This is a genomic window from Coprococcus sp. AM100_B19A, assembly GCF_027662015.1.
In the GTDB taxonomy this organism is placed as follows: domain Bacteria; phylum Bacillota; class Clostridia; order Lachnospirales; family Lachnospiraceae; genus Allocoprococcus; species Allocoprococcus comes.
The window spans coordinates 1-7,949 of the sequence record NZ_JAQDKN010000029.1; the positions used below are offsets into that span (position 1 = coordinate 1).

Annotated in this window: 10 protein-coding genes; all 10 read left to right on the forward strand. The window is 37.5% G+C overall.

Going from position 1 to position 7,949, the window contains the following annotated elements:
• The coding region (locus PGQ33_RS16385; RefSeq protein WP_270206098.1) for a response regulator transcription factor at positions 1–651 on the forward strand (651 nt) is incomplete at its 5' end.
• Positions 651–1,694: a HAMP domain-containing sensor histidine kinase gene (locus PGQ33_RS16390; protein ID WP_117502258.1), complete on the forward strand. Its 1,044-nt coding sequence runs from the start codon at positions 651–653 to the stop codon at positions 1,692–1,694. The genes PGQ33_RS16385 and PGQ33_RS16390, both read left to right, overlap by 1 nt.
• 31 nt (positions 1,695–1,725) lie before the next feature.
• On the forward strand, positions 1,726–2,790 hold the full coding sequence (locus PGQ33_RS16395; RefSeq protein WP_117502260.1) for an FUSC family protein: 1,065 nt from the start codon (positions 1,726–1,728) through the stop codon (positions 2,788–2,790).
• Positions 2,780–3,352 carry a CDP-alcohol phosphatidyltransferase family protein gene (locus PGQ33_RS16400; RefSeq protein ID WP_117502262.1) on the forward strand — a complete coding sequence of 191 codons (573 nt, stop codon included), beginning with the start codon at positions 2,780–2,782 and terminating at the stop codon, positions 3,350–3,352. Before PGQ33_RS16395 ends, PGQ33_RS16400 begins: the two co-directional genes overlap by 11 nt.
• Before the next feature lie 161 nt (positions 3,353–3,513).
• The gene (locus PGQ33_RS16405; protein ID WP_270206099.1) at positions 3,514–4,731 is read left to right on the forward strand and encodes an AI-2E family transporter; all 1,218 of its coding nucleotides are present in this window, start codon (positions 3,514–3,516) and stop codon (positions 4,729–4,731) included.
• A gap of 80 nt (positions 4,732–4,811) precedes the next feature.
• Complete coding sequence (locus PGQ33_RS16410; RefSeq protein WP_005360251.1) at positions 4,812–5,684, forward strand: DegV family protein; 873 nt, start codon at positions 4,812–4,814, stop codon at positions 5,682–5,684.
• Between the two features lie 151 nt (positions 5,685–5,835).
• Entirely contained in the window at positions 5,836–6,207 is a 372-nt protein-coding gene (locus tag PGQ33_RS16415; RefSeq protein WP_005360252.1) for a transposase, read from the forward strand.
• A complete protein-coding gene (locus PGQ33_RS16420) occupies positions 6,161–6,649 on the forward strand; it encodes a hypothetical protein (protein WP_040446298.1) in 489 nt (162 codons plus the stop codon). The genes PGQ33_RS16415 and PGQ33_RS16420 overlap by 47 nt, the downstream gene beginning before the upstream one ends.
• A complete protein-coding gene (locus PGQ33_RS16425) occupies positions 6,606–7,484 on the forward strand; it encodes a transposase (protein WP_008370190.1) in 879 nt (292 codons plus the stop codon). The genes PGQ33_RS16420 and PGQ33_RS16425 overlap by 44 nt, the downstream gene beginning before the upstream one ends.
• 10 nt (positions 7,485–7,494) lie before the next feature.
• Positions 7,495–7,779 carry an IS110 family transposase gene (locus PGQ33_RS17215; RefSeq protein ID WP_442872461.1) on the forward strand — a complete coding sequence of 95 codons (285 nt, stop codon included), beginning with the start codon at positions 7,495–7,497 and terminating at the stop codon, positions 7,777–7,779.
• Positions 7,780–7,949 lie beyond the last annotated feature (170 nt).

Below are 7,949 nucleotides of genomic sequence, written 5' to 3' on the forward strand. Positions count from 1 at the left end.
GAAGATGATAAAGAATTAAGCCAGCTATTCCAAAAAGTGCTTGAGAAGAATGGATATCAAGTCAAAAGTGCATCGGATGGAGCACAGGCATTAGAAGTATTGGATAAGGAATATATTGATCTGATCATTTCTGATATTATGATGCCGGTTATGGATGGCTATGAACTGGTGTCAGAACTTCGTTCAGCAGGATATCAGATACCAGTGCTTATGATCACTGCGAAAGGTTCCTTTGATGATATGCGCCAGGGATTTCTTTCGGGAAGTGACGATTATATGGTAAAACCGGTAAATGTGAATGAAATGGTTTTAAGAGTCGGAGCACTGCTTCGCCGTGCACAGATACTGAATGAACACAAAATTGTGATCGGTTCAACAGAGTTTGATTATGATGCAATGACGGTTACAACTGATAAGGAAAGTCTTGTTTTGCCTAAAAAAGAATTCCTGCTTTTATATAAGCTTGCAGCTTCGCCAGGCAGAACATTTACAAAACAACAGTTGATGGATGAAGTATGGGGATACGAGACGGAGGCAGACCCACATACGATAGAGGTACATATAGGAAGAATCAGAGAGCGTTTTAAAGATAACCCTGATTTTGAAATCGTAACAATGCGTGGAATTGGATACAAGGTGGTGAAAAAATAATGGAACAAAAGAAAGAAAAAGGATTGCGGATCCGATCCTGTCTGACCGGTGCAATCTGGCTGGCACTTGTATTTTCAACAGTCATATCTGCTTTATTATTTGCTTTTTTGAATCATTTTTTTAATCTGCCGGGCAGCATACCTGTGCTTGGCTGGCTTTTGATTTTCAATACATTGATTGCAGGGCTGATCACTTCCTTTATCAATGCAAAGTTACTGGAACCAATTACCAGACTTAGTAAAGCAATGAAGGAAGTTTCTCAGGGAGATTTTGAACAGCATTTGGAAACGAACAGCCGTATAGCAGAAGTTGGAGAATCTTATCAAAGTTTTAACGTTATGACAAAAGAACTTCGTGCAACAGAGGTGCTGCAGATGGATTTTGTATCTGATGTTTCTCATGAGTTTAAGACCCCGATTAATGCCATTGAAGGATATACAATGCTGCTTCAGGGAGAAGAACTGTCTCCGGATCAAGAGGAATATGTAGAAAAAATCTTATTTAACACCCAAAGACTTTCCGGATTGGTTGGTAATATTTTGCTGTTATCCAAGTTAGAGAATCAGAATATACCAATGAAAAAAACAGAATATCGTCTGGATGAACAGATCCGCCAGGCATTTCTTTCATTGGAAACAAAATGGACAGAAAAAGAAATTGGTTTTCAGGTAGAATTGGAGGAAGTTAAATATACTGGGAATGAAGGACTTTTTATGCATATCTGGATAAATCTTTTGGATAATGCGATTAAGTTCAGCCCTTCAAAGGGGACAATTACGATGTTTCTGAAACAAGAACAGGATTCTGTTAAGTTCATTCTGGAAGATGAAGGACCAGGAATAGAGGATGATGTAAAATCCAGAATATTTGACAAGTTCTATCAGGTAGATGGATCTCATAAAGCAGAAGGAAATGGCCTAGGTCTTGCACTTGTAAAACGGATTGTAGATAGTGCCGGAGGAACAATCAAAGCAGAAAACCGTGAATATGGTGGATGCAGATTTGTTGTAGAGCTTCCAATACAGAAAGATGAGGCCATATAAGTTTAAGAAAAACAGATAGAGGAGGAATTACATGACATTTTATCAGGAATTGCAGTTAAATCAGGCAGGTTCTAAAAATCTGTTGAAAAAGAGTGAAACAGTGAAAGAAAAATCATATCATATACTGGTATATTTGGTAAAGATAGCTGTTACAATGGCATTTTGTTTTTTATTTGTTACTATTTTCAGTATCTTATTTGGAAATGAGAATAGTATTGTGGGTGTAGTAGTTTTATTATGCCTTATGGTATTTCGGAATGCGGATCTGGGGATCCACACCGGACAATCTACGATGCTTTTGGCTTTGTTCTTTGTAATTATGACTGTATGTCCGCATTTAGCAAATCAGTTTTCACCGGTATTGGGAATGCTGTTAAATATTGCGGCACTGGCTGTGTTGATTCTGTTCGGATGCCATAATCCATTCATGTTTAATCAATCTACATTGGTTCTTGGGTATCTGCTGCTATATGGTTATGATGTTACGGGAAAAAGCTATCAGATGCGATTAGTCGGAATGGCTTTAGGTGCAGCACTTACCTGCTTCGTATTTTATCGAAATCATAAAAACAGAACTTATAAAAGAAATCTGAAAGATCTGATACAAGAATTTGATATCACTTCTTCCAGAACAAAATGGCAGATATGTCAGATTTTATGCGTACCGATTGTCCTTTGCATTGCAGAACTTTGTAATATGCCACGTGCAATGTGGGCTGGTATTGCGGCCATGTCCGCGATTTTGCCGTTTATGGAAGATATGCACTACAGAGTCCGTAAAAGGATTGTCGGAAATATTGCAGGTGTTATATGTTTTACAGTATTATATTTTCTGCTTCCTTCGTCAATCTATGCATATATAGGAATTCTTGGTGGAATCGGTGTAGGATTTTCAGCACAATATGGCTGGCAGGCAGTATTTAACACATTTGGTGCTTTAGCCATTGCTGCAGAGACTTATGGTCTACAAGGAGCGGTTAGTCTTAGAGTGATTCAAAATGTTTTTGGTGTTGTGTTTGCTTTAGTATTTTGTGTTATATTTTATTGGTTTATGTCTAAAAAAAAGGTAAGTGAGGTGACCGTACATGCAGAGTGAAGTGAATCAGGAAGAAAATTTGAATAGAATTATTACGGTTCCTAATCTTCTTTCTTTTTTTCGGCTTTGTTTGATTCCGGTAATTATATGGAGTTATTGTGTAAAGAAAAATCCTCTGTTAGCTGGTGAAATCTTATTGCTGTCTGGTCTTACGGATCTTGCTGATGGATATATCGCAAGAAGATTCCATAGGATTAGTAATTTAGGAAAAATACTTGATCCGGTGGCTGATAAGCTGACACAGGCAGCAATGTTGATTTGCTTGTTTACTCGCTTTCCACATATGCTCCCGCTGATCGTTATAATGGCAGTTAAGGAACTTTATATGGCGGTTAGTGGATGTCTTGTGATACAAAAGACAGGAAAAGTACATGGTGCAGACTGGCATGGAAAGATAGTAACCTTTTTATTATATGGAACTGTGGCTGTACATATTATATGGTTCCACATTACACCAATGGTGTCAGATCTGTTAATTGGTTTGTGTGCTATAATGATGGTTGTATCAGTTGTTTTGTACATTATCAAGAATACCAGGACTCTTAAGGGAGAGACTGTATAAGCAATTTTATATTGCAATGACTAGAAAAATATTTAGGAGAAAGTGGAAACGTTGAATCTGATGCAGCTTGGATGTGTATATTTATATGCTTTTGCAAGCCTTCTGATTATTCAATTACTTAAGTGTATACGTATGAAACTAAGAAAAAGAGGGGAAAGATAGTGGATTTAAGTAGATGTTCTATGAAAAAAATTCGAGAACTGATTGTGTTTACGGCATTTCTTGTAGTTGCTTTGTGGAAATTCGATGTGGTGATTGAAGTGCTGAAGTCAATATGGAAAATTGTGTTTCCTTTTGCGCTTGGTGGTGCAATTGCCTTTGTGATTAATGTACCAATGAGTTTCCTGGAAAAGAAAATGCTCGGAAAGATAAAAGAAAATAATAAAATAGGAAAAAAAGCTGCGAGACCGATAAGCCTGCTTCTTACAATTATATTGGCAGCAGGTGTAATGGTATTGGTAATGTTTGGTGTGATTCCACAGCTTACACAGACCATGGGAAATCTGATGACGAGTATTTCAGATTTTATTCCACAGATGCAAAACTGGATTCGGGAATTTTCACATGATAATCAGGATATTATGAAATTGGTAGATCAGCTGCAGTTTCAGCCTGATCAGGCAATTAAATGGGGAATAAGTCTTCTTGGAAACGGAGTCGGAAATATGATGAATACGACGATGTCAGCAGTAGGTTCCATTGCCAGTGGATTAGCGACCTTTTTTATTTCGTTTTCCTTTGCATGCTATATTCTTTTTCAGAAGGAAAAATTACATTTACAGGTAAGAAAAGTGATTTTCGCTTTTATTCCAAAACAAAAAGCAGATGCAATTCTTAACATATGTTCGCTGACATATCGGACATTTGCAAATTTTCTTGCAGGGCAGTGTCTGGAAGCAGTAATTCTCGGAATGATGTTTGTTATCACGCTAAGTATTTTAAAAATGCCATATGCACTTTTAATTGGAATTTTGATCGCGTTTACCGCATTGGTTCCTATCTTTGGAGCCTTTATTGGCTGTGCCGTGGGAAGTTTTCTGATCTTTATGGTAAATCCAAAACAGGCAGTTTTATTTATTATAGTTTTTCTGCTTTTGCAGCAGATAGAAGGTAATCTGATCTATCCTCATGTGGTTGGCGGATCAGTAGGACTTCCATCAATTTGGGTACTGGCGGCAGTTACAATCGGCGGAAATCTTATGGGAATTATAGGTATGCTGATTTTCATTCCACTTGTATCGGTATTTTATACTATATTCCGGGAGTTCGTATATCTGCGCCTAAAAAAACAACATATAAAACGAGTAACGAGAACGGATGTGGAAGAGTATGCGGAGGAGGAAATTGCGTCATCCTTTATTGTGCCGAATGAAAAATAATGATTTGATACAAATATAAATGAAGTGTAATGCCGATTATTAAGACGTTATAAAAATAGATTACAAAGGAAGAAGATATTATGAAGAAAATAGGAATCATGACAGACAGCCACAGTGGAATTTTGAGCGAAGAAGCGCAGAGACTCGGAATTAAGGTACTACCGATGCCCTTTTATATCGGAGAGAAAGTGTATCGTGAAGGAGTAGATCTTTCCAGAGATGAATTTTATGATATGCTTCGAAAGGGCGTAGATGTATCTACATCTCAGCCGTCACCAACAGAAGTTATGGATATGTGGAAAGAGATGCTGAAAGAATATGAGGAGATTGTTTATATTCCTCTTAGTAGTGCTTTAAGTGGGTCCTGTATGACAGCAGAAGCCATGGCAAATGAAGATGAATTTGCCGGTAAGGTGTTTGTCGTAGATAACGGTCGTGTGGCAACCCCGATGCATCGTTCTGTTCTTGATGCAGTAGAAATGGCAGAAGAAGGATACAGTGTAGTCGAAATCAAGAAAATTCTTGAAGAAACCAGAGAAAAAATGACAATTTATATCGGGCTCAGCACACTGAAATATCTCAAAAAAGGAGGAAGAGTCAGCTCTGTGACAGCTTTGGCAGCAGATGTCCTGAATATCAAACCTGTTATGCATTTCAGCACAGGAAAGCTTGATATCTACCAGAAATGCCGTGGTATGAAGAAATCACGTAAAGTTATGATCGATGCAATGAAGCATGAGCTGGAAACGAATTTCCGAGAAGAATATGCTGCGGGTAAAGTGTACCTGATGGCGGCGTCCAGCAGTACCGATGAAGTGACAGAAGAATGGGTAAACCAGATTAAAGAAAGTTTCCCGGGAATGGAAGTCATGTGTGATAAACTTTCCTTCGGTTTGTCCTGTCATATCGGTCCGGATGGACTGGGAATCGGATGCACCTGTAAGCCAGTGTAAAAAACTGCTCCGGAGAAGATAAAATAAAAGATTAGGGTGTCAAAAGGTTTATAGCCTTTGATATAAATTTGTACCTTGAAAACTTAACACGATATGTAAAAACATTGGATTCTTTGGTAAAATGTAGGTAGCATTTTATGAGGTGATCTATATGTCTTTTGTTAAAAATGATAATCAACAGCTTACTGTTTTAGACAGTACTTTTAATCTTACAGAACGCGAAAAACGAATGTTAGAAAAATCATGGGCAAATACTTTTGCAGACAAAGTTTTTCCTGCTATTGATGAAAATATTTTTTCTGTTCTTTACAGTAAAAAAGCATCCAGACCTAATACTCCGGTCAATGTGATTGTTGGGGCACTGATTCTTAAAGAAGCTCTTAATGTTACTGACGATGAGATCGTTGAAGCTATGGCATTTGATATCCGCTATCAGTATGCACTGCACACAACCAGTTTTGAAGAGCAGCCAATTAGTGACAGAACCCTCAGCAGGTTTAGAGCAAGAGGAAACAGAGCATGATGTTGATCTTATTCATGAATGTGTTGTAAAAATGGCAAAAGAAATATCTGATTTTATGGATATCACTCCGGATAAACAACGTATGGACAGTTTAATGGTTGCTGCAAATATCAGAAACCTCTCATTGCTTGAATTGTTTTATACTTGTGTTGCTAATCTTTGCAAAATAATGGATGAGCGTGGAACAAAAATTCCGGATGAACAATATCATTATATTAAAAAAGATGATTATAATAAATGCATTTATCACAAGCGGGATATGGATGCAACTGAGAGAAACGTTGTTGTGATGAAAGATGCAGATATCTTGATAAAGATTTGTGATTCAACCGGTGATTTTGATGATACAAGTGAATATCAGCTTCTTATTCGCCTATTAAAGGAACGCACAATCATTGATGATGGTGGCTCAAGGCGGCTTCGACAAAAAAGAGGAAGTTGAAAATCCTTCAGAAGTATTGCTTAATCCTTCTGATCCAGAAGCCACTTTCCGCTATAAAGCAGGTGGCAGACATCTTGGATACGTTGGAAACGTAGTTGAAGCTGTCGGAGAAAAAAGCAGTCTGGTCATTGTCTACGATTACCAGCAAAATACCTACGCAGATAATCAGTTTATGAAAGATTATCTTAATGAGAAAAAAGATTTTTCTGATGGTTCTTTTATTGTTGCCGATGGGGCATACAGCGGAGAAGAGAACTCACGTTTAGCATCTGAACATAATCTAAAACTTGTTACAACCAATTTCACAGGACGCAAACCAGATGAAATATATGCTGATTTTGTTTTTACTGATGATGGAAAATATCTCATCAAATGTAAGAATAATCGTGTACCTGAAGACTGTATCTATGATCCAGGCAATGAGCGTTCCGTTGCGTATTTTCGGATAAGTGACTGCGAAGGATGTCCTTACAAAGAACGGTGTCAGTCGCGTTTTCTAAAAACACGAGTCCGAAAGGAAGTATCTTGGAAATCCGTTGGTCGTGCAAAACAATTACAGTACATGCAGACGGAAGAATTTTCTGAATATGCAAAATTTAGAAATGGAGTAGAAGCAATTCCCTCTCTTCTTCGTCGAAGATATCATGTGGACAAGATACCTGTGCATGGCAAAAAACGTACCCGGTTATTCTTCGGATTTAAAATAGCAGCATTAGATTTTCAAAAGCTATTAGATTATAAAAAAGCATTATATTTTCCAAAAAGCTGGTCGATAGAATCCAGGAGGCCTGCAAGATCTCCAATTAGTTTCGTGGCTGAAAGAAACAGATTGTGAGATGGCTGCCATGGAAAGTACGGGCTCTTATTGGAAACCTGTATATAATATATTTGAAGAAGAACAGATACCGATCATGGTTGTGAATGCGCAGCATATCAAAGGAGTTCCCGGACGTAAGACGGATGTAAAAGATGCAGAGTGGATTGCCGATCTGGTACGCCATGGATTAGTAAAAGCAAGTTACATACCAAATAGGGATATTATATGGTTCCAAATTACACCGATGGTATCAGATCTGTTGATTGGTTTGTGCGCTATAATGATGGTCATATCAAAGGGAGAGACTGTATAAGCAATTTTATATTGCAATGACTAGAAAAATATTTAGGAGAAGATAGATATAAACAGTAAGTCAAACACACAAACTATGGAGTCTTTAGTCGCTTTAATAAAATTTTAGATAGAAAATAAATCATTCAATGTCATTTAGATAAGGTTTTTTATGACAAAAAGACAGATTGC